The 20,262-nt window shown below is 52.7% G+C and carries 19 protein-coding genes and 4 tRNA genes; 21 read left to right on the forward strand and 2 right to left on the reverse strand.

Features of this window, described 5'->3' with window-relative positions:
- Positions 1-68 precede the first annotated feature (68 nt).
- Positions 69-581 carry a pantetheine-phosphate adenylyltransferase gene (coaD, locus tag PHE17_RS10235; RefSeq protein WP_301015748.1) on the forward strand — a complete coding sequence of 171 codons (513 nt, stop codon included), beginning with the start codon at positions 69-71 and terminating at the stop codon, positions 579-581.
- 95 nt (positions 582-676) lie between these two features.
- Positions 677-928 carry a YfhL family 4Fe-4S dicluster ferredoxin gene (locus tag PHE17_RS10240; protein WP_301015749.1) on the forward strand — a complete coding sequence of 84 codons (252 nt, stop codon included), beginning with the start codon at positions 677-679 and terminating at the stop codon, positions 926-928.
- Between the two features lie 10 nt (positions 929-938).
- Here PHE17_RS10240 and PHE17_RS10245 read toward each other — a convergent pair whose 3' ends face one another.
- Entirely contained in the window at positions 939-1,079 is a 141-nt protein-coding gene (locus tag PHE17_RS10245) for a hypothetical protein (RefSeq protein ID WP_301015750.1), read from the reverse strand.
- Between the two features lie 125 nt (positions 1,080-1,204).
- Positions 1,205-1,669: an META domain-containing protein gene (locus tag PHE17_RS10250; protein WP_301015751.1), complete on the reverse strand. Its 465-nt coding sequence runs from the start codon at positions 1,667-1,669 to the stop codon at positions 1,205-1,207.
- 144 nt (positions 1,670-1,813) lie between these two features.
- Here PHE17_RS10250 and PHE17_RS10255 point away from each other — a divergent pair, with 144 nt between their 5' ends.
- The 19 genes from PHE17_RS10255 to rpoB all read left to right on the forward strand — a co-directional run bounded on the left by PHE17_RS10255 (position 1,814) and on the right by rpoB (position 20,256).
- Entirely contained in the window at positions 1,814-2,302 is a 489-nt protein-coding gene (locus PHE17_RS10255) for a pyridoxamine 5'-phosphate oxidase family protein (RefSeq protein ID WP_301015752.1), read from the forward strand.
- A gap of 2 nt (positions 2,303-2,304) precedes the next feature.
- A complete protein-coding gene (locus tag PHE17_RS10260) occupies positions 2,305-3,069 on the forward strand; it encodes an ElyC/SanA/YdcF family protein (RefSeq protein WP_301015753.1) in 765 nt (254 codons plus the stop codon).
- A 78-nt stretch (positions 3,070-3,147) separates the two neighbouring features.
- Positions 3,148-3,588, forward strand: coding sequence for a hypothetical protein (locus PHE17_RS10265; RefSeq protein ID WP_301015754.1), 441 nt, complete (start codon positions 3,148-3,150; stop codon positions 3,586-3,588).
- 158 nt (positions 3,589-3,746) lie between these two features.
- Entirely contained in the window at positions 3,747-4,478 is a 732-nt protein-coding gene (gene tsaA, locus PHE17_RS10270) for a tRNA (N6-threonylcarbamoyladenosine(37)-N6)-methyltransferase TrmO (RefSeq protein WP_301015755.1), read from the forward strand.
- Between the two features lie 15 nt (positions 4,479-4,493).
- Entirely contained in the window at positions 4,494-5,963 is a 1,470-nt protein-coding gene (dacB, locus tag PHE17_RS10275) for a D-alanyl-D-alanine carboxypeptidase/D-alanyl-D-alanine-endopeptidase (protein WP_301015756.1), read from the forward strand.
- Positions 5,964-5,987: 24 nt separating this feature from the next.
- Complete coding sequence (locus PHE17_RS10280; protein ID WP_301015757.1) at positions 5,988-7,760, forward strand: autotransporter assembly complex family protein; 1,773 nt, start codon at positions 5,988-5,990, stop codon at positions 7,758-7,760.
- Positions 7,757-10,810 (forward strand): translocation/assembly module TamB domain-containing protein, encoded by a 3,054-nt coding sequence (locus PHE17_RS10285; protein WP_301015758.1) that lies wholly within the window; start codon positions 7,757-7,759, stop codon positions 10,808-10,810. The genes PHE17_RS10280 and PHE17_RS10285 overlap by 4 nt, the downstream gene beginning before the upstream one ends.
- Positions 10,811-10,956: 146 nt before the next feature.
- Positions 10,957-11,041, forward strand: a tRNA-Tyr gene (locus tag PHE17_RS10290).
- A 63-nt stretch (positions 11,042-11,104) separates the two neighbouring features.
- Positions 11,105-11,178, forward strand: a tRNA-Gly gene (locus PHE17_RS10295).
- Between the two features lie 28 nt (positions 11,179-11,206).
- Positions 11,207-11,282 (forward strand) — tRNA-Thr (locus PHE17_RS10300).
- Positions 11,283-11,315: 33 nt separating this feature from the next.
- Positions 11,316-12,506: an elongation factor Tu gene (gene tuf / locus PHE17_RS10305; protein WP_301015759.1), complete on the forward strand. Its 1,191-nt coding sequence runs from the start codon at positions 11,316-11,318 to the stop codon at positions 12,504-12,506.
- Between the two features lie 57 nt (positions 12,507-12,563).
- Positions 12,564-12,639, forward strand: a tRNA-Trp gene (locus PHE17_RS10310).
- An 83-nt stretch (positions 12,640-12,722) separates the two neighbouring features.
- On the forward strand, positions 12,723-13,115 hold the full coding sequence (gene secE / locus PHE17_RS10315) for a preprotein translocase subunit SecE (protein ID WP_301015760.1): 393 nt from the start codon (positions 12,723-12,725) through the stop codon (positions 13,113-13,115).
- On the forward strand, positions 13,115-13,648 hold the full coding sequence (nusG, locus tag PHE17_RS10320; RefSeq protein WP_301015761.1) for a transcription termination/antitermination protein NusG: 534 nt from the start codon (positions 13,115-13,117) through the stop codon (positions 13,646-13,648). The genes secE and nusG overlap by 1 nt, the downstream gene beginning before the upstream one ends.
- Before the next feature lie 55 nt (positions 13,649-13,703).
- A complete protein-coding gene (gene rplK, locus PHE17_RS10325; protein ID WP_301015762.1) occupies positions 13,704-14,135 on the forward strand; it encodes a 50S ribosomal protein L11 in 432 nt (143 codons plus the stop codon).
- A 1-nt stretch (position 14,136) separates the two neighbouring features.
- Positions 14,137-14,832 carry a 50S ribosomal protein L1 gene (gene rplA / locus PHE17_RS10330; RefSeq protein WP_301015763.1) on the forward strand — a complete coding sequence of 232 codons (696 nt, stop codon included), beginning with the start codon at positions 14,137-14,139 and terminating at the stop codon, positions 14,830-14,832.
- A gap of 266 nt (positions 14,833-15,098) precedes the next feature.
- Positions 15,099-15,617: a 50S ribosomal protein L10 gene (rplJ, locus tag PHE17_RS10335; RefSeq protein WP_301015764.1), complete on the forward strand. Its 519-nt coding sequence runs from the start codon at positions 15,099-15,101 to the stop codon at positions 15,615-15,617.
- Between the two features lie 28 nt (positions 15,618-15,645).
- On the forward strand, positions 15,646-16,017 hold the full coding sequence (gene rplL / locus PHE17_RS10340) for a 50S ribosomal protein L7/L12 (RefSeq protein ID WP_301015765.1): 372 nt from the start codon (positions 15,646-15,648) through the stop codon (positions 16,015-16,017).
- A 156-nt stretch (positions 16,018-16,173) separates the two neighbouring features.
- Positions 16,174-20,256 carry a DNA-directed RNA polymerase subunit beta gene (gene rpoB, locus PHE17_RS10345; protein WP_301015766.1) on the forward strand — a complete coding sequence of 1,361 codons (4,083 nt, stop codon included), beginning with the start codon at positions 16,174-16,176 and terminating at the stop codon, positions 20,254-20,256.
- The last annotated feature ends 6 nt before the right edge of the window (positions 20,257-20,262 follow it).

The following is a 20,262-nucleotide window of genomic DNA, read 5'->3' on the forward strand; positions in this document are numbered from 1 at the left end:
CACGGTCAGGGCGAGTGTCGGGTGAATAACCCCTGATATTTTTTTGTTAACCAGCATGGCGCGTATTCATGGAAATCACTGCGGTCTATCCGGGAACGTTCGACCCGATTACGAAAGGTCATCTTGACCTTATCCGGCGTGCCCGCAGCCTGTGCAGCCATGTGGTGGTCGGGGTGGCTTCCAACCCCAAAAAGAAACCCTTGTTCTCCCTAGAGGAGCGGGTGGAAATGATCCGCCAAGAGCTGCTGGATCAGGGACTGGGGGATGTGGATGTCATGGGGTTTGAAGGTTTACTGGTCGATTTTGCCCGTGAGCAGCACGCGCGGGTATTGATCCGGGGAATGCGGGCCGTCTCTGATTTCGAGTTTGAATTTCAGTTGGCGAGCATGAACCGCAGCCTTGCCCCGGATGTCGAATCGGTATTTCTGATGCCGGGTGAAAGTTATGCTTTCATTTCGTCTACGTTGGTCAAGGAAGTGGCTATCCTCAACGGCGATGTGAAACGCTTTGTCGCGCCCCATGTGCTGGCGGCCTTGCAGGAGAAGATTACCCATATCCGCGCTGAGCGGGGACTGGAATAAAAAGCCGGGAAGTTGGAATATTGATACAGGTTAATGTTATCCCGGTAAACAGCCTGATAGAATCACGCAACACTGACATTTAAGAGGAGTTTTTTATGGCACTGATGATTACTGACGAATGCATTAACTGCGATGTTTGCGAGCCAGAATGCCCAAACAATGCGATTTCTGCTGGCGATGAAATTTATGTGATTGATTTCAGCCGTTGTACTGAGTGTGTAGGTCATTACGATGAGCCACAATGCGTTTCTGTTTGCCCGGTTGATTGCATCCCGCACGACCCAGAGCACGCTGAAAGCAAAGAGCAGCTTCAAGCAAAATACGAAAAGCTGATGGCTGAAGGCTAAGTAAGCCCTCTCACGCTAGCTGCGAGAAAACGCCTGCCTTTTGTGCAGGCGTTTTTGCGTGTGCGCCTGTCGCAGTTGGGTTGATTGCCGTGGCAAACAGCAGGGAAAAGCTGATCAGGAGCAGGTTCAGTGTTTGTAAGTGGTTTTTCATGGCTGACGCTATCCAAGGTAGCTGGCTGGGCGGATTAACGGCCTCAGTCTAGGGAGGCGCGGCTAAAGCATCCACGCTAAGGATGCTTAGCTTCTTGATTTTCTTGATGAACGGTAAGGCAAAGCTTATTTGCCCTGTGCGGATGGGGCAGCGCTGAAAACCAACAGGATTTTCCGCTGCGCATCCAGCAGGTGAAGCTGGTCGCGGCTGATCACGTACTGTTTGGCTTGGGCAAGCTGCTCAAGGTAATGCTGTTCTAATTGGTCGCGTTCACCGAGACAAGCCATTTTAGTGGTTCCCACTGAGCCACTGCTGAATACACCATCACCGCTGGCGGTGTAGTTGCCGAAAAAGCTGTTGCAACCTGCATAGCCGTTGATACGGTTTTCATCGAAACTGATGGATAAGGGGCGTTCGCTGCTGGCGACGGTCGTGCCATCCAGGGTTTTTAGGTTCCAGTGGGTTCCGGCGAGGTTGGCCGCAACGTGGGTTTTGGTGTTGGTGTCCAAGCTACAGGCAGACACAATCGCCAAGCCCAGTAATACCAGTATGAGTTGCGCCGCGAATGAGGATAGGAGTTTTCTCACCATCGTCTTGCTCCTGAGTCACTTTATTATTGTTGTTGTAGAGTACGATCTTTGGAAAAGGTTGCGTCCAATGGTGCGTGAATTGCCGCTAGGATGCAAAATTAAAGCGACAAGCTGTGTGAAGGTGCTATTTTCAGGAGAAAGGTCATGAGTAAATCCCCGCAAGAAGCGTTGGGGCAATTGTTGGTGCAGGCGCAAACCCTGCAATTGGCGACGCTGGATGCCAGTGCGGAACCTGCGATTAGTTATGCGCCTTACGTGCAGGATGGGGTGGGCAATTTCTATATTTTCGTCAGCCAACTTGCCAGCCATACGCAGGATTTGCTGCGGCATCCGTCAGTGGCGGTGATGTTGATTGCGGATGAGCAGGATGCGCGGCAAATTTTCGCCCGTACCCGAGCCACTTACCAATGCGTAGCAGAAACGGTGGCACGCGATGATGCGCAGTTCCCGCCTGTGCTGGATGCTATGCAGGAACGCTTCGGCGAAGTGGTCAGCGTGCTGCGCGGGCTGGGGGATTTCATGCTGTTCCGGCTGAAACCTAAGTCAGGGCGATTTGTGATGGGCTTCGGGCAAGCGTTTGTGCTGGGCGGGGAGGGCTTGCGGGAGTTGCAGCATATTGGGCCGGAGAAGTAGTGATGTTCCTGTTCAAAAAACTGCTGTCGAATTCGATCATGCCGCTGTCGTTGTGCGTCTTGCTGTTACTGGCGGGGCTATTGCTGCTGTGGTTTTCGCGTAGGCAGCGAACCGGCAAGGTGCTGGCGACGGCAGGCTTCGTGCTGCTGTTGGCGATGGGTTACGGTTGGGGATTTTCCCCCATGCTGAAAACCTTGGAACGGGAATATACGCCAGTCCTTGATGCATCGACCTTGGTGGGGGTGAAATGGGTGGTGGTATTGGGCGGTGGCACGTCATCGGATGCGGCTTTGCCACTTTCTGCCCGCTTGGGTGAAGGGTCGTTGGCTCGCTTGGTGGAAGGTGTACGGCTGTACCGGCAAATACCGGGGGCAACGCTGTTGGTGTCGGGTGGGCGCGTGTTTGGCTCCGGTTCTGATGCCGAAGCCATGCGCGAACTGGCGGTGTCGCTCGGCGTCAATGCGGCAGACATCCGCGTGGATACACAATCACCGGATACCGAAACCCAAGCCAAGATTATCCGCGAAATGGTCGGCGGCGATAAGGTGCTGCTGGTAACGTCGGCGTCACACATGCCGCGCTCGGTCGGGCTGTTCCAGCGTGCTGGCGTCAATGTCGTGCCAGCGCCCACCCACTATTTGGAGCAAAGCAATGCGGCATTCAGCCCCACCGATGTGTTTCCTGATAGTGACGGTATGCAGAAGGCGCAACGGGTGGTGTATGAATATTTGGGAATTCTCTGGGCACGTTTGCGCGGGCAGTTATGATCACCTTTCGTGACTTTTTTCCTATTCTGCCGGACGCATCAGGGGTAGGCTTAGGGCATTGAAACGATGGAGGAAAGCATGATGAAACAGCAATTTTTAGCAATCGCCGCTGTATTGGCATTGGCTGTCAGCCCGGCAACCGTGATGGCAGACCAGTGTGCTTACGTCAGCGAAAAACAGGCGGATACCGCCGCGTTGTATTTGCCTGCGGGTGGTGCGTTTGTGCCTTTCTGTGAGCCATGTGGGGATAAGCCATTTCCGGCGGGTGCGCCTGTGACGGCGGCAACTTCTAGCGTGAACCCGTTGCTCGCCAGCACTACCGGGCTAGATCAAGATTATTGGGAACTCCAACTCAATGGCGAGGGGGTTGATTTGGCGTACATCTACGTCAAGCAGCCGAATGGCACATTCATCAATCTGGCGAAACTCGCGCATTGCCCCACGAGCGGGGTCAAAGCGGCGTATGACGCCAAGGGCAGGGTGCTGAAACTGCGTGGGTTGCCGCGTTTGCCCCACTGATGTCTGAACTGGGATTTTCCTGATTCAAGGATTAGCAGGAGCCGGAGTATCCCTTCTTCATCCTGCTAATCCTTCCATCCTGTAAATCAAGGTTCAGAAACTTAGCGCGATTTTCCCTCGCCGCTCCGCTACAATCTCCCCAACTTAGGAGGTAGCGGATGCTGGAACTCAAACCCGAAATGACTTATACATTCAACCCCATCGGCATCATATCCTCCCCCTACAAAGAAAAATTCGGCATCCCCCGCCAGCCGGGATTGGTCACGGAAGCGCGTGCCACGCTGACCTTGCTGCCGCCCTACAACCAGCCGGAAATCGTGCGCGGCCTCGAAGGTTTTTCCCACGTTTGGCTGATCTTTGTGTTCCACGGTACGCAAGCGCAAGGCTGGAAACCCACGGTGCGCCCGCCGCGTCTCGGTGGTAATGCCCGCGTGGGGGTATTTGCTACGCGCTCCACGTTCCGCCCTAATCCCATTGGTCTGTCGGTTGCGCAGTTATCTGGCATTCAGGTTCAAGGGAGTAGCATTACCCTCGAATTAGCGGGCACGGATTTGCTGGATGGCACGCCAGTACTGGATGTGAAGCCGTACTTGCCGTATGCTGACGCGCTTTTTCAGGCCAGCGCAGGTTTTGCCCAAGATGCACCACCTGCTCGGCAAGCCGTAACGTTTTCCGCCCTTGCCAGTGAGCAATGCACACGCAAGCAGGGGCAGTGGCAAACCGATGTACGCCGCCTGATTGAGCAAATTTTGAGTCAAGACCCCCGGCCTTCTTATCAGCAAGGACAGCAACAAGAGGCGCGGGTATACGCCATGCGCCTGTACGATTTCGACCTGCGCTGGCATTACACGCCATCCGGCATTGAAGTGCTGGAGCTGGCAGATATTTAGGGCAACAACCACGCTATGTTGAAAACGGTTTATTCCATCGGGCTATTATTGTGCGCGTGCGTTGCAAACGTGTGCGCCGCCGAGCTTATGCCAGTGCCTGTCAGTACCCCGCAACCAGCGGAGATGACTTTAGTCCGCCACCAGCAGACGCTGGGTTTGCCGGATGAGGTCAAGGCGATGATGCAGGAAAGCGGCATTCCCGATGGGCATTTCAGCGCTTATATCCGTGACTTGAATGCCGATGTGCCGATGGTGGTGCATAACGACCGCGAGCCGCGCACCCCAGCATCGGTGATGAAATTGATGACCACGTGGACAGCGCTCAAAGTGCTGGGGCCTGCGTATACGTGGAAAACGGAAGTGTGGACACGCGGCGAGTTGAAAGATGGGGTGTTGAATGGTGATTTGATCCTCAAAGGTTACGGCGACCCGTTCCTGACCGATGAGTCATTCCGCGAGATGTTGCATGACGTGCAACTCAAGGGGCTGAAACAAATCCGGGGTAATTTGGTGGTGGATAACAGCTATTTCAGCATTCCGCCGCAAAACACGGGTGATTTCGATGGTGAAGCGTCGCTGGTGTATAACGCGCTGCCGACAGCGCTGATGTATAACTTCCAGGCGACCCGTTTCTTGTTGGAGCCGGATGCGGCTAACCAGCGGGTTAATATTTCCACTTTTCCAACCATTCCCGGCTTGCAGGTGGATAACCAACTCAAGCTGATACAGGGTGCTTGCCAGAAAGGTTATTACAAGCCAGGTGTGAAATTGACCGGCAATGTGGTCAAAATTGCGGGGGCTTACGCTACTGATTGCGGGAAAAACTTTATCCTGCGGGTGCTGACCACGCCAGAAGACAATGTGTTTAATGCTTTCCGCGATGTGTGGCGTTCCGAAGGCGGGGTATTTGACGGCAAGTTACAAACCGGGACGGTGCAGGCCAGTGATGTGCTGTTGCATACCCAAGAATCCCGCACCTTGGGCGAACAGATACGGTTCGTCAACAAATGGAGCAACAATGTCATGGCGCGGGATTTATTCTTGAGCGCCGGAGCGCAGACTGCGGGTGAACCTGCTACGCTTGAAAAAGCGCGGGCAGCAATGGCGGACGTGTTACAAAAGGCTGGCATTGATTACACCGGGATGGTGGTTGAAAACGGGTCGGGCTTATCGCGCCAAGAACGGGTCAGCGCCCGTCAGCTAGGGTCGTTGCTGGAAGCGGCATGGCGTGACCCGTATATGCCTGAGTTTATGGCCTCCCTGCCCTTATTGGGTGAGGATGGTACACTGGCGTCACGTTTCAAAGATGGTGATTTGCGCGGGCGCAGCCACATGAAAACCGGCACATTGGATGGCGCGAGCGCGATTTCAGGTTATATGTTAACCCGTAGCGGCAAACGGCTGGTGATTGCGCTGATCCATAATGGCCCGGAAGCGGGGCACGGTTTGCAGGATGCCATCTTGAAGTGGGCGTTTGAGCAATGATAATGAGGACTGTGGAGCCACCTAATGAAAAAAATAGTCTGGGGCTTATGCTTTATGGGGGTGGCTGCGCCTGCATCAGCGGCGTTTTGGCAACAAGCTAAAGAAGACACCGAAGCCAAACCGGAATCCCCGGTCAAGGTTAATGTGCAAGGCGCGGATGATGCGCTGGCAGAAAACCTACGGGCGTTGATGCCCTCGTTACGTAACCTCAAATGCGATTCCCCCAGCGACCGGGTGGCGCGTTTCATCGAATCTTCCGGCGAAAAGTTGCAGGAAGCCGCGCAAGCGATGGGGTATTACGATGCGCAGTTCAATGTTACCCCTACGCGCCAAGGCAACTGCCTCGCACTGAACGTGGCGGTGCAGCCCGGAGAACCCGTCAAGGTTACGCAAGTTCAGGTACAAGTGACGGGCGAAGGTAAAAACTTAGACGAATTCCGCGAATTGGCAGCTACCCCGCCTTACCAGCCCGGCGAACCCTTGGTTCAGCAAAAATACAAAGATTTTAAAAGTAGCCTGAACCGTGCCGCCAACAACCTCGGCTTTTTCGATGCCGGATATATCACCCGCAAAATCCAAGTTGACCCGGATACCCGTCAAGCGCAAATCAAGCTGCATTTCGATACCGGCAAACGTTACCGGGTTGGCAAGGTCGACGTGGCGCAGGATGTGCTGGATACCGAACATCTTAACCGTTACCTGCGGCTCAAAGAGGGCGACACTTACGACGTGGCAAACGTCCTCAAGCAGCAGCGGGTGTTGGAAGGCAGCGGCTATTACAGCGATGTGCAAGTGCATAGCAATCACAAGCAAGCCACTGATGGCGTTGTTCCGGTAGAAATCGAAGCACGTCGGGGTAAGCGTTATAGTTATATGGGGCAACTAGGGTACGGCACGGATACGGGTTTTCGCGCTGAAACTGACATGAACATCCACTGGGTCAATTCCAAAGGCCATCAGGTTAATGCCAAGGGTAAGGTGGCTCAGAAAGAGCAATTGGCTGAGGTAATCTACAAGGTTCCGTTGTGGCATCCCGAAAATGAGTATTCCCGCCTTTCCGTTGCTTACAAAAAGAGTGAAAACAACGGCATCAAAAGCAAGTTTTCCAAGGTGGGCGTTGATTATAACCGCCGCAGCGACAGCGATTGGCAACAAACAGTCTTCATCAACTATCTGGATGAAACTAACCAAGTCACGGGTGCTCCAGAGATACGTGCACAGTTTACCTTGCTGGGTGCGCGTGTAACGAAGTCCAAGAGTGATGACATGTTATTTCCTTCTAAGGGTTGGTCGTTATCAGCAGAAGTGCAGGGTGCGCGTAAAAGTGTGTTGAGTGATGAAAATGTTATACAGGGTAAAGTGCAGGGCAAGTACCTGCAAACCTTCGACAACCACGGCAAGCTGATTCTGCAAGGGGCAGCAGGTACAGCACTGACTAACAATCTGAACGGTATACCCAAGTCATTGCGGTTTTTTGCCGGGGGACCGGACTCAGTGCGTGGCTACGACGTTGAGTCGCTGGGTGAGAAAAATGCCGCAGGGGCGGTTATCGGCGGCAAACACTTATTAACCACAAGCGTGGAATACGAACATCCCTTGGTCGACAAATGGAGTGCGGCAGCTTTCGTGGATGCAGGCAATGCGTTTGATAGCACTGCAAAGCTAACGATGAAGGTCGGCTCCGGTGTCGGGGTGCGCTGGAAATCCCCCTTGGGGCCGGTACGTGCGGACATTGCCGTGCCGAAGGATAATGCCCGCGATGTCCATTTCTACTTCAGTTTGGGGCCGGATTTGTGAAGCAATGGTTTAAATACTTGTTGATAAACCCGCTGGCAACGCTGTTGCTGATCGGCTTTTTGGTATTGCTAACCATCGCTTTGCTGACACTTTCCAGTACCGGGACGCGGATACTCGCCAATAACGCCAAGTATTTTGTCTCGGGTTTGACGCTGGAAGGGGCTGAAGGGGCTTTGGTCAGCGGCCTCACCCTCAAGCATTTGCAATGGAAAGACGATGCCACTCAGGTCGATGCCAGCCAAATTAGCTTGGATAATACCTTGGATATTGGCGTGCCTTCGACCTTGGTGGTGAAAAGCTTGCACGCTGACAAATTGGTGATCCGTTTATTGGCAAGTGCGGATGGCAAAGAGTCTACGCCTTTCAAGCCGCCTACGCTTTTCTTGCCGTTCAATATAGATGCCCGCAACGTCGACATCGGTGAATTGGAAATTTGGCGGGGTGACACCCCCCTGCGCTTCCATCATGTGAAACTGATCGGTCATACCCTTGATGGGCGCTTGCAAGTTGAGAGCCTGCGGCTGGATGGCGTTATGGGGCAATTGGCGGTCGACGGCGTGGTGGGTTGGCAAGATGCAATTACTTGGCAAGCCAACGTTACCGGCACGCACATCAATCCGGTCGATTACCTCAAGGATATGCCCGCGAGTCTGGATGTGGCGCTGACTTCCAGTGGTACATGGGCGCAGGGTAAAACTCAAGTCCTGTTGGATATAAGCAAACTGCAAGGCCGTTTGCGCGAATACCCGGTCGATGTCAAAGGGCAGGCGGAGTGGGATGGCAAGCTGCTGGCCTTGCATAAAGTTAACGCCCTGATTGGTAACAATCAGTTACAGGCCGAAGGCAATGTCGGGGAAAGTTTCGATTTGCACTGGCGGGTCGATGCCAAAAATCTGGCAACTGCATGGATGGGCTTGGAAGGTAGCCTCAAAGGTGCGGGCGTGCTCAAGGGCAAACTCAACAAGCCCGAAATACAAGCTGACCTGAAAGGCAGCAAGCTGCGCTATCAGGATTTCCGTCTCGGCTCGTTGGATGTGCAAGCCAGTCAGGCGGGCGAAATTTATACCGTCAAAGGCAATGTACAGGATTTCAAGGCGGGCAATACCGTCATCCCCTCTGCACAAATCGACGCGCAAGGTACGCTGGAAAACCATCGTGTGACCGCGAAAGTAACCCACCCAGAAGGCAAAGCCGATTTCGTTGCTAACGGTGGTTTGAAAGATGGGCAATGGCGCGGCACGGTACAAAGCCTTTCCTTGCGCGATACGGCGGCAGGTGATTGGAATATGGCTGGCGCGGTCAAGCTTGATGCTTCTGCCAATGTTTTTAGCAGTTCGGAAATATGCCTCACCGACCGGGGGGCGCGTGCTTGCGGCAAGCCTGTGTGGTCGCAGCAAAATGGTTTCAGCCTCACCGGAACCTTGCAGCAGATTCCGCTGGTGATGTTGCGTCCGTGGTTGCCGGATACGTTCAATGCAGGTGGAGCGGTGAGTGCCGATTACCACTTTGAACAGCGCGGCGGCAAACCAACGGGCAAGGTGGATTTGCGCCTACCGGACAACTCTTTCACTGTGCAAGCCGGTAATGGCAAGGCAGAAACGCTGCACTACACCAATGCCCGCGCGAACCTGAGTCTGAATGACCGACAATTGGAAGGGCAGGCGCAACTGGATTTGAGCGGTTACGGGCAGTTACGGGCAGATGGGCGCGTCGACCTGTCGCCGCAAGATGGCAATCACCGCATCAACGCGCACCTGACGGCTGATATGCCGGATATTGCGTGGCTGGAGCGCTATTCCACACAAATTGACCAGTTGCAGGGGCGCATGAATGGTGATGTGCAAATAACGGGTTCCCTCAAGAAACCCAACGTCACGGGTTCGGCGCGGCTCACCAATGGTCAGGTGCATTTGCCAGAAGCTGGCGTCACGCTGGATGCCATCAGCCTTACCATGCAGGCTAGTGGCGCAGATCGGGCGGTGATTACGGGTTCGATGCGGGCGGGGCAGGGGGTGCTGAACGCCAACGGTGTGTTGTCGCTGGCAAACTTACCCAATTGGCGGGCAGACGTGAATTTGCAGGGCAATAACCTGAAATTGATGGATACGCACGAAGTGCAGGCGCTGGTTTCACCCAATTTACAGTTCCAAATTAGTCCGGCCAGTGTGGCAGTCAGTGGTACGGTGCTGATTCCCGAGAGTACTGTGAGCTTGCGGGAAATTCCCCAAACAGCCAGCACAGTATCGGAAGACGTGGTGATTGTCGGGCGACGTGCGCCCCATCGGCAGGCGGTGGCGGTGTCCGTCAAGGAAGCCCCGCTGGACATCCAGCCCAATGTCACTATCGAATTGGGTGATCGGGTGAAATTTACCGGCTTTGGCTTAGATGCGCGTTTGAATGGCAAGTTGCGTGTATTGCGTACCCGTCAGGACATCGTTGCCGAAGGTGTCTTAAATGTCGTCGATGGCGTGTATAAAGCCTATGGGCAAAACCTTGCGATTGAGCGCGGGCGTCTGATTTTCAACGGGCCGTTGGATAATCCGGGCTTGGATGTGCGTGCGGTGCGCGAAGTGGAAGAGGGCGACATCAAGGTGGGAATTGCGCTGGCAGGTACGGTGCAGCAGCCAGAGTCCACGCTGTTTTCCACCCCCCAACAAACCCAGAGCGACACCTTGAGCTACTTGTTGACCGGGCGTGCGATGTCAGGGTTAAGTGGTGACCAGTCATCGCTGTTGATGGAAGCGGTCAGCCAATTAGGTGTTGTTGGTGGGGAAAGTCTGGTGCAACAGATCGGTGGCAGTTTAGGCTTGGATGAGCTTGGCCTGAAGACCAAGAACGGTGATTTCGGGCAAAGCGAACTGGCGCTCGGTAAACGGCTGGGGGCGCGTCTGTACGTGCGCTACATTGTTAGCCTGTTCGATTCGTTGCAACGGGTTGCCATTACTTATCAGATTAACAAACACTTACAGCTAGAAGCGAAGGCGGGGGTCAACCAAGGTATCGACTTGATCTATAAAATTGACACAAATAAAGGTTTATTAGGGCCGTAAAGGTGTTATGATTGCCCCGCTTCGTTATTTGTGACAAATAAGGCGGAAAACCAGTTGGTTTGAATGCCGAAAATTAATGTCAGATTTGTGTTTCAGTGAGGTTGACGTTGTAAAGTGATTCACTTACAATGCTCGCCTTTCCAGTCGGAGGGGTTCCCGAGCGGTCAAAGGGGACAGACTGTAAATCTGTTGGCTCTGCCTTCGAAGGTTCGAATCCTTCCCCCTCCACCATTTGATTTAGTTTACACGTTCAGCTTTTTCGCGTGGTGATTACACGATGCGGAATAAGATTAGGCGGGTGTAGTTCACTGGTAGAACCTCAGCCTTCCAAGCTGATGGAGTGGGTTCGATTCCCATCACCCGCTCCACTGTGTGGCAAAGTCATTTAAAATTTACGCCCATATAGCTCAGGTGGTAGAGCGCGTCCTTGGTAAGGACGAGGTCACCAGTTCGACTCTGGTTATGGGCTCCAGTTATTGAAAATCTTACCGGGATGTTGTCAAAGATGGCAAAGAGTAAATTTGAACGTACAAAACCGCACGTAAACGTAGGTACAATTGGCCACGTTGACCACGGTAAGACTACACTGACAGCGGCGTTGACCGTCGTGCAATCTCGCAAATTTGGTGGTGAAGCAAAAGCTTATGATCAAATCGACGCGGCTCCAGAAGAAAAGGCACGTGGCATCACCATCTCTACCGCACACGTAGAGTATGAATCTGAAAACCGCCACTACGCACACGTCGACTGCCCAGGGCATGCTGACTATGTAAAGAACATGATCACAGGTGCGGCACAGATGGATGGCGCAATCTTGGTTTGTTCCGCTGCTGACGGCCCAATGCCACAAACCCGTGAACACATCCTGCTGTCACGTCAGGTTGGCGTCCCTTACATCGTGGTTTACATGAACAAATGTGACCTCGTTGATGACGAAGAGTTGCTGGAACTGGTCGAAATGGAACTGCGTGAGCTGCTCTCCAGCTACGAATTCCCCGGTGACGACACCCCGATCATCAAAGGTTCTGCGCGTATGGCGCTCGAGGGCGACCAATCCCCGATTGGCGAGCCTTCCATTGCTGAGCTGATCAATGCGCTCGACACCTACATCCCAGAGCCAGAACGTGCCATCGACGGCGCATTCCTGATGCCAGTGGAAGACGTGTTCTCCATCTCCGGTCGTGGTACGGTAGTAACAGGCCGTATCGAACGTGGTGTGGTTAAAGTTGGCGAAACTGTGGAAATCGTTGGTATCCGTACCACCCAAACCACCACCGTCACTGGCGTTGAAATGTTCCGTAAGCTGCTCGACCAAGGTATGGCGGGTGACAACGTTGGCCTGCTGCTGCGCGGCACCAAGCGTGACGACGTAGAGCGTGGTCAAGTCCTGTGCAAACCGGGCACGATCAAGCCACACACTAAATTTGAAGCGGAAGTCTACGTCCTGTCCAAAGAAGAAGGTGGTCGTCACACCCCATTCTTCAAAGGCTACCGCCCACAGTTCTACTTCCGTACCACTGATGTAACGGGCGCTTGTGAGCTGCCAGAAGGCGTTGAAATGGTCATGCCGGGTGATAACGTCAAGCTGGTCATCAGTCTGATCAACCCAATCGCAATGGAAGATGGGCTGCGTTTTGCGATCCGTGAAGGCGGCCGTACTGTTGGTGCTGGTGTTGTTGCCAAAATTATTGAATAAACACTGCTTGTGTTTTAAGGGAACGGGGGTTATGCTCCCGTTCCTTGTCACGTTTACAGGGTAATAGCTCAATTGGCAGAGCGGCGGTCTCCAAAACCGCAGGTTGGGGGTTCGATTCCCTCTTGCCCTGCCATCTTTTTAAGATGGCTTTGGATAGTGGATTGTTTGCAGTATGTTGTCCAAAGTCATTCGACTATCAGGTTGGTGAATAAATAAATGTCAGTAAATACCGAAGAACAGGGCTCATCGCTTGATACGGTAAAGCTCGTAATTGCCCTCGCACTGCTGATTGCAGGTATTGCGGGGTTTTACTATTTTGAGAGCTGGCACGGTGAGCCGGTTTCTCTGCTTTTCCGCGTATTGGGCTTGTTGTTATTGGTGGGTGCGGCAGCAGCTATCGCGCTGACAACATTAACGGGTAAGCGCCTGCTGACTTTTATGAAAGACTCCCGTCTTGAAGTCCGCAAGATGGTGTGGCCAACCCGCACTGAAACTATCCAGACCACCTTGATGGTCATGGTAATCGTCTTAATTCTGTCCATCTTCCTCTGGGGTGTGGACTCCCTGCTCGGTTGGGGAGTGAAAAATCTGCTCGGTGGAGGTTCCTAATGGCTAAGCGCTGGTATGTCGTACAAGCTTATTCCGGTTTTGAAAATCAGGTAAAGCGCTCGCTTGAAGAGCGTATTGTGCGTTTCGGGTTGCAAGACTTGTTTGGTTTGGTGCTCGTCCCCACAGAAGAAGTGGTGGAAATGCGTGACGGGCAAAAGCGTAAAAGTGAACGTAAGTTTTTCCCCGGCTACGTATTGGTCGAAGTGGAAATGAATGATGAAACGTGGCACATGGTGAAAGAAACACCGAAAGTGTTGGGTTTCATTGGTGGCAAGGCTGATAAGCCAGCACCGATTACGCAAAAAGAAGTAGATAACATCATGCGTCGCGTCGAAGAAGGGGCGGAAAAACCACGTCCTAAAGTCTTGTTCGATGCCGGTGAGGTTGTCCGGGTTAGCGATGGGCCATTTAAAGACTTCAATGGTGTGGTTGAAGAAGTCAATTACGATAAAAGTCGCCTGTTGGTCGCTGTACAGATTTTTGGGCGCTCAACGCCTGTTGAGCTTGAGTTCTATCAGGTCGAAAAAGCCTGACCGGATAGTTTAAGGGGAGCCGCAAGGCGTTATCACCCATTTATAGGAAAACATCATGGCAAAGAAAGTCATCGCCTTTATCAAGCTGCAAGTTCCGGCTGGTAAAGCAAACCCTAGTCCACCAATCGGCCCTGCGTTGGGTCAACGTGGCTTGAATATTATGGAATTCTGCAAGGCATTCAATGCTGCCACGCAGGGTTTGGAAGTGGGTTTGCCAACACCTGTTGTCATTACCGCTTACAGTGACAAGAGCTTTACTTTTGTCCTGAAAACCACGCCTGCTTCCGTATTGTTGAAAAAAGCGGTTGGCATCACCTCTGGTAGCGCTAAGCCTAACAGCAATAAGGTTGGTAAAGTGACGGTCGCGCAATTGGAAGAAATCGCCAAAATGAAGACGCCAGACCTGACTGCTGCCAGCATGGAAGCCGCTGTGCGCACGATCGCGGGTACTGCCCGTAGCATGGGTCTTGAAGTGGAGGGCATGTAAGATGGCAAAGCAAACTAAACGCCAAAAGGCAATTGCAGCACTGGTTAACAGCAGCAAGGCTTACGCCATCACGGATGCGCTGGATACCCTGAAATCCCTGCCGCGTGCAAAATTCATTGAAAGCGTTGATGTCAGCGTCAATTTGGGTGTTGACCCACGTAAATCTGACCAGGTTGTGCGTGGTTCCACTGTACTGCCTAACGGCAATGGCAAAACTGTACGTGTTGCCGTGTTTGCCCAAGGTGCGAACGTAGAATTGGCGAAAGCTGCGGGTGCAGACATCGTTGGTTTCGACGATCTGGCTGCTGAAATTAAAGCAGGCAAGATGGATTTCGACGTAGTTATTGCCAGCCCAGATGCTATGCGCGTCGTTGGTCAATTGGGTCAAATCCTCGGGCCACGTGGGCTGATGCCTAACCCTAAAGTCGGTACGGTTACACCGGACGTTGCTGGTGCAGTACGTAATGCTAAAGCGGGTCAGGTACGTTACCGTACAGATAAAGCTGGTATCATCCATTGCTCAGTAGGCAATGTTGAGTTCGATACTGACAAGCTGGCAGGCAATATCAATGCCTTGGTTGCGGATTTGATGAAGATGAAACCATCTACATCCAAAGGCGTTTACCTGAAGAAAGTTTCTGTATCCACCACCATGGGTACTGGTTTGACAGTCGATAACGCATCACTGTCACTCTAATGGATTGGGGTTTGCGCCCCATTCTCTAAGTCCCCACGGATGGGGGCTGCCGTGAGGCAAAAAGATATACAGGATGTATGTCGTCAAAGACCGCAGGTGCTTAAAACCTTAAGCTTAATGGTTCTGCACAAGCTGTAGAGAACCTGCGCAGATGGCGTTACCCGAGTCAGTAAGATGGTTTGGGACGCTGTTTCCTTCGCAAGCCGGTGCTTGCCGGTAAGTGATCGATAAATGGTGGTATACCCGCCAAACCAGGAGTAGAGAACGTGGCATTAACACTGCAAGAGAAGAAACTGATTGTCTCTGAAGTGGCCGCAGTTGCTGCAAGTGCCCATTCTGCGGTTGCTGCTGAGTACCGTGGATTGACCGTAGAGCAACTCACCACACTGCGCCAAAACGCACGTAAGGGTGGGGTTTATCTGCGGGTCGTGAAAAATAATCTGGCGCGGATCGCTGTTAAAGATACTGCTTTCGAGTGTATCCAAGACGGTTTGGTTGGCCCGTTGGTATTGGCGTTTTCGCAAGAAGACCCAGGCTCAGCGGCACGCCTGATTAAAGAATTCATGAAGGACAAGAAAAACGAGAAGATGGAAGTTAAGTTCGTCGCTATCGACGGCAAAATGCTCCCAGCTTCTGAGTTGGATCGTCTGGCGAAATTGCCAACCCGCGATCAGGCACTGGCCACCTTGGCTGCTGTCCTGCGTGCGCCGTTGGATAAGTTCGCACGTACCCTTGCTGCATTGCGTGACCAGAAAGCTGAAGCTGCTGGCATTAGCTTAGACTGATTACTGATTTAGGTTTTGGAGAAACAAAATGGCTTGTACTAAAGAAGATATGTTGGAAACGTTTGCCAACATGACCGTGACAGAAATCGTTGACCTGATTTCAGCGATTGAAGAAAAGTTTGGTGTTACGGCGGCTGTTGCTGTTGCTGCTGGCCCTGCCGCAGAAGCTGCTGCTGTCGTTGAAGAACAAACTGAATTCAATGTTATCATGACTAGCTTCGGCTCGAACAAGATCAACGTTATCAAGGTTATCCGTGGTATCACTGGTCTGGGTCTGAAAGAAGCGAAAGATATGGTTGAAGGCGTGCCTTCTACCGTTAAGGAAGCTGTCAGCAAGGACGAAGCTGCAAAAGTTAAGAAAGAACTGGAAGACGCAGGCGCAACCGTCGAACTCAAGTAAGATTGGGGTCGAAAGGTGTTGCGTTGCTACTAGTTTGTGTACGCCTTGTAGGCTGACAGTGTATTTTACACTGTCGGCCTTTTGTCGCTTGTTAAGCTTGTCTAAGGAACCGGCGTTGAGTTGAGCCGGAATTCTGATTCCGAAAGAGGAAAGACGATGGGACTGAGTTATACCGAAAAAAAACGGATCCGCAAAGATTTTGGGAAGCGACCACAGATTCTGGAAGTGCCCGACCTGCTCACGATTCAGTTAGAGTCCTATCGGCAGTTCTTGCAGTTGGACAAGCTGGTTGATGACCGTCGGAGTGTTGGCCTACATGCGGCTTTTTCCTCTGTTTTTCCGATTGTAAGTTATAACAACTACACGGCGCTGGAATATGTCGATTACCGTTTGGCGGAACCTGTTTTTGATGTACAGGAATGCCAATTGCGTGGTTTGACGTTTGCCACTTCGCTGCGTGTGAAATTGCGTCTGGTCATTTACGATAAAGAAGCTCCGGCTGATGCTAAAATCGTCAAGGCCATCAAGGAACAAGATGTTTACCTTGGTGAATTGCCGCTGATGACCGACAAAGGTACGTTCATTATCAACGGGACTGAGCGTGTTATCGTTTCCCAGTTGCACCGTTCTCCGGGCGTATTCTTTGAACATGACAAGGGCAAGTCCAATTCAGCAGGCAAACTGCTGCACAGCGCACGGGTAATCCCTTACCGTGGCTCGTGGTTGGACTTTGAATTTGACCCGAAAGATTCCATCTTTGTGCGCATCGACCGTCGCCGCAAATTGCCTGCGACCATCTTGCTGCGTGCATTGGGTATGCAAAATGAAGGAATACTCGATTATTTCTTCGATAAGACACGTGTGCATCTGAGCGATGACAGCGTGGAAATGGAACTGGTTCCTGAGCGCCTGCGCGGTGAACTGGCTTCCTTCGATATTATGTTGGATGGCAATGTACTGGTCGAAACCGGCCGCCGCATTACTGCCAAACACATCCGCCAACTGGAAAAGTCCGGTATGGACAAGTTGGTTGTGCCGCAAGAATACATGCATGGCAAGATTCTGGCGCACAATGTGATTGATTCCAGTACGGGTGAATTGCTGGCGAATGCCAATGCTGAACTTACCGATGCTTTGCTGGAAAAAATGCGTGACAACGGTGTGAGTGAACTGCGCGTTCTCTACACCAATGATCTGGATCGCGGCCCGTTCATGTCCAATACTTTGAACATTGACAGCAGCACCAGCCAACTGGAAGCGCAGATCGAAATTTACCGCATGATGCGCCCCGGCGAACCACCGACTAAAGAAGCAGCGGAAGGCTTGTTCAATAACCTGTTCTTCACCGATGACCGCTACGACTTGTCTGCGGTAGGCCGGATGAAATTCAACCGCCGTTTAGGGCGCGAAGAAGCGACTGGCTCCGGTGTATTGGATCAGGCCGACATCCTTGCGGTGCTGAAAAAACTGATCGACATCCGCGATGGTCGTGACGATGTAGATGACATTGACCACCTCGGCAACCGCCGTGTGCGTAGTGTCGGCGAAATGGCAGAAAATGCCTTCCGCGTGGGTTTGGTGCGTGTTGAGCGTGCGGTTAAAGAACGTTTGACGATGGCGGAAAGTGAAGGCTTGATGCCGCAAGAGCTGGTAAATTCCAAGCCAGTTTCTGCTGCGATCAAAGAATTCTTTGGTTCCAGCCAGTTGTCCCAGTTCATGGACCAAAACAATCCGCTGTCGGAAGTCACCCACAAGCGCCGTATTTCTGCGTTGGGGCCGGGTGGTTTGACCCGTGAACGTGCAGGCTTTGAAGTCCGTGACGTACATCCGACCCACTACGGTCGTGTGTGCCCGATTGAAACGCCGGAAGGCCCGAACATCGGCCTGATTAACTCCTTGGCGGTGTATGCACGTACCAATGAGTACGGTTTCCTCGAAACACCTTACCGTAAGGTTATCGACGGCAAGCCTTCCATGCAGATCGACTACTTGTCCGCGATTGAGGAATCCAACTTCGTCATCGCGCAGGCCAGTGCGGAATTGGATGTGGGCGGTACGTTGTCGGATGAATTCGTTTCTTGCCGGTATCGCAACGAATTTACCCTGATGCCAGCGGAAAAAGTCCAGTACATGGACGTTTCGCCGAAGCAGATTGTTTCTGTGGCAGCATCCCTGATCCCATTCTTGGAACACGATGACGCCAACCGCGCCTTGATGGGTTCCAACATGCAACGTCAGGCGGTGCCTTGCTTGCGTGCTGACAAGCCGTTGGCTGGTACGGGGATGGAGCGTGCGGTTGCACAGGATTCCGGTTCAGCCGTTACAGCCCGTCGTGGCGGGGTGATTGACTCCGTGGATGCAGGGCGTGTGGTCGTGCGCGTGAATGATGACGAAGCCGATGAAAAAGGCGGAGTCGACATTTACAGCCTGATCAAATACACCCGTTCCAACCAAAATACCTGCATTAACCAACGTCCAATCGTGGCGGTAGGTGATGTGGTGGCTCGCGGCGACGTACTGGCGGATGGTTCTTCCACTGACTTGGGCGAACTGGCCTTGGGTCAGAATATGTTCATCGCCTTCATGCCGTGGAACGGTTACAACTACGAAGACTCGATTTTGCTGTCTGAGCGCGTGGTTGACGAAGACCGTTATACTTCCATCCACATTGAAGAAATGTCTTGTCTGGCACGTGACACCAAGCTGGGGCCGGAAGAGATTACTGCCGACATCCCGAACGTCAGCGAAAGCTTGCTGGCGAAACTGGACGCTTGCGGCATTATCCACGTCGGTGCGGAAGTTAAGCCTAACGACATTCTGGTTGGCAAGGTAACACCGAAAGGTGAAAGCCAGTTGACCCCGGAAGAAAAACTGCTGCGTGCGATCTTCGGTGAAAAGGCATCTGATGTAAAAGATACCTCCTTGCGCGTGCCGACTGGCATGGCAGGTACGGTCATTGACGTGCGTGTGTTCACCCGTGATGGCGTAGAGCGTGATGCGCGTGCTTTGGCGATTCAGGAAGAAGACCTGAAGAAAGTCCGCAAAGACTTGCGTGACGAACTGCGTATTTACGAAGCTGACATCTTTGACCGTTTCGCCAAATTGGTAGTCGGCAAAGAAGCCGTGGGTGGGCCTAACCGCCTGACCAATGGCACAGTTGTAACCCAAGCGTATTTGGATGGTTTGATGCATAAGGACTGGTTCTCCATTCGTATGCAGGACGAAGAAGTCAATACACAACTGGAATCACTGGCAGGCCAGATCGACGAGAAGAAAAAGTACTACGAAACCCGCCTGCAAAAGCAGCGTGACAAGCTCATGGCAGGGGATGACCTTGCGCCGGGTGTGCTGAAAATGGTCAAGGTGTACATCGCGGTCAAGCGCCGGATGCAGCCGGGTGACAAGATGGCAGGCCGTCACGGTAACAAAGGTGTGGTTTCGCGCATTGTTCCTGTGGAAGACATGCCGTACTTGGCGAATGGTCAGACCGTCGACATCGTGCTGAACCCATTGGGTGTCCCATCCCGTATGAACGTCGGTCAGGTTTTGGAAACCCACTTAGGTTGGGCAGCCAAAGGCTTGGGCGAAAAAATCGGTCGTATGATTGATGCCCGTGCCAAGATTGACGAAATGCGCCAATTCATCAGCGACATTTATGCGACAGGTGGCAACCCCAACCAAGACCATATTATTGCTGAATTGACGGACGACGAAGTTATCACCTTGGCAGCAAACCTGCGCAAAGGTGTGCCGATGGCGACACAGGTCTTCGACGGTGCGGACGAAGCTGAAATCAAAGCGATGTTGCGCTTGGCTGATTTGCCAGAAAGTGGGCAAACCGTGCTGCATGACGGGCGTACTGGCGATGCTTTTGAACGCAAGGTAACAGTTGGTTACATGCACATGCTCAAACTCAACCACTTGGTTGACGACAAGATGCACGCACGTTCGACTGGCCCGTACAGCCTCGTTACCCAGCAGCCGTTGGGTGGTAAGGCGCAATTCGGTGGTCAGCGTTTCGGGGAGATGGAGGTCTGGGCACTGGAAGCTTACGGTGCAGCCTACACCTTGCAGGAAATGCTCACCGTCAAGTCGGATGACGTCAACGGCCGTAACAAGATGTACAAAAACATCGTGGACGGCGACCACTTCATGGAAGCCAGTATGCCTGAGTCCTTCAACGTATTGATGAAGGAAATCCGCTCACTTGGTCTGAATATCGAACTGGAACGGGACTAATCAGCG

This window comes from Thiothrix sp. (assembly GCF_028714775.1).
GTDB lineage: Bacteria > Pseudomonadota > Gammaproteobacteria > Thiotrichales > Thiotrichaceae > Thiothrix.

Bases quoted from the DNA above. Each gene is read 5' to 3' on its own strand.
- coaD (WP_301015748.1), top strand. From the start codon at position 69: ATGGAAATCACTGCGGTCTATCCGGGAACGTTCGACCCGATTACGAAA.
- PHE17_RS10240 (WP_301015749.1), top strand. From the start codon at position 677: ATGGCACTGATGATTACTGACGAATGCATTAACTGCGATGTTTGCGAG.
- PHE17_RS10245 (WP_301015750.1), bottom strand. From the start codon at position 1,079: ATGAAAAACCACTTACAAACACTGAACCTGCTCCTGATCAGCTTTTCC.
- PHE17_RS10250 (WP_301015751.1), bottom strand. From the start codon at position 1,669: ATGGTGAGAAAACTCCTATCCTCATTCGCGGCGCAACTCATACTGGTA.
- PHE17_RS10255 (WP_301015752.1), top strand. From the start codon at position 1,814: ATGAGTAAATCCCCGCAAGAAGCGTTGGGGCAATTGTTGGTGCAGGCG.
- PHE17_RS10260 (WP_301015753.1), top strand. From the start codon at position 2,305: ATGTTCCTGTTCAAAAAACTGCTGTCGAATTCGATCATGCCGCTGTCG.
- PHE17_RS10265 (WP_301015754.1), top strand. From the start codon at position 3,148: ATGATGAAACAGCAATTTTTAGCAATCGCCGCTGTATTGGCATTGGCT.
- tsaA (WP_301015755.1), top strand. From the start codon at position 3,747: ATGCTGGAACTCAAACCCGAAATGACTTATACATTCAACCCCATCGGC.
- dacB (WP_301015756.1), top strand. From the start codon at position 4,494: ATGTTGAAAACGGTTTATTCCATCGGGCTATTATTGTGCGCGTGCGTT.
- PHE17_RS10280 (WP_301015757.1), top strand. From the start codon at position 5,988: ATGAAAAAAATAGTCTGGGGCTTATGCTTTATGGGGGTGGCTGCGCCT.
- tuf (WP_301015759.1), top strand. From the start codon at position 11,316: ATGGCAAAGAGTAAATTTGAACGTACAAAACCGCACGTAAACGTAGGT.
- secE (WP_301015760.1), top strand. From the start codon at position 12,723: ATGTCAGTAAATACCGAAGAACAGGGCTCATCGCTTGATACGGTAAAG.
- nusG (WP_301015761.1), top strand. From the start codon at position 13,115: ATGGCTAAGCGCTGGTATGTCGTACAAGCTTATTCCGGTTTTGAAAAT.
- rplK (WP_301015762.1), top strand. From the start codon at position 13,704: ATGGCAAAGAAAGTCATCGCCTTTATCAAGCTGCAAGTTCCGGCTGGT.
- rplA (WP_301015763.1), top strand. From the start codon at position 14,137: ATGGCAAAGCAAACTAAACGCCAAAAGGCAATTGCAGCACTGGTTAAC.
- rplL (WP_301015765.1), top strand. From the start codon at position 15,646: ATGGCTTGTACTAAAGAAGATATGTTGGAAACGTTTGCCAACATGACC.
- rpoB (WP_301015766.1), top strand. From the start codon at position 16,174: ATGGGACTGAGTTATACCGAAAAAAAACGGATCCGCAAAGATTTTGGG.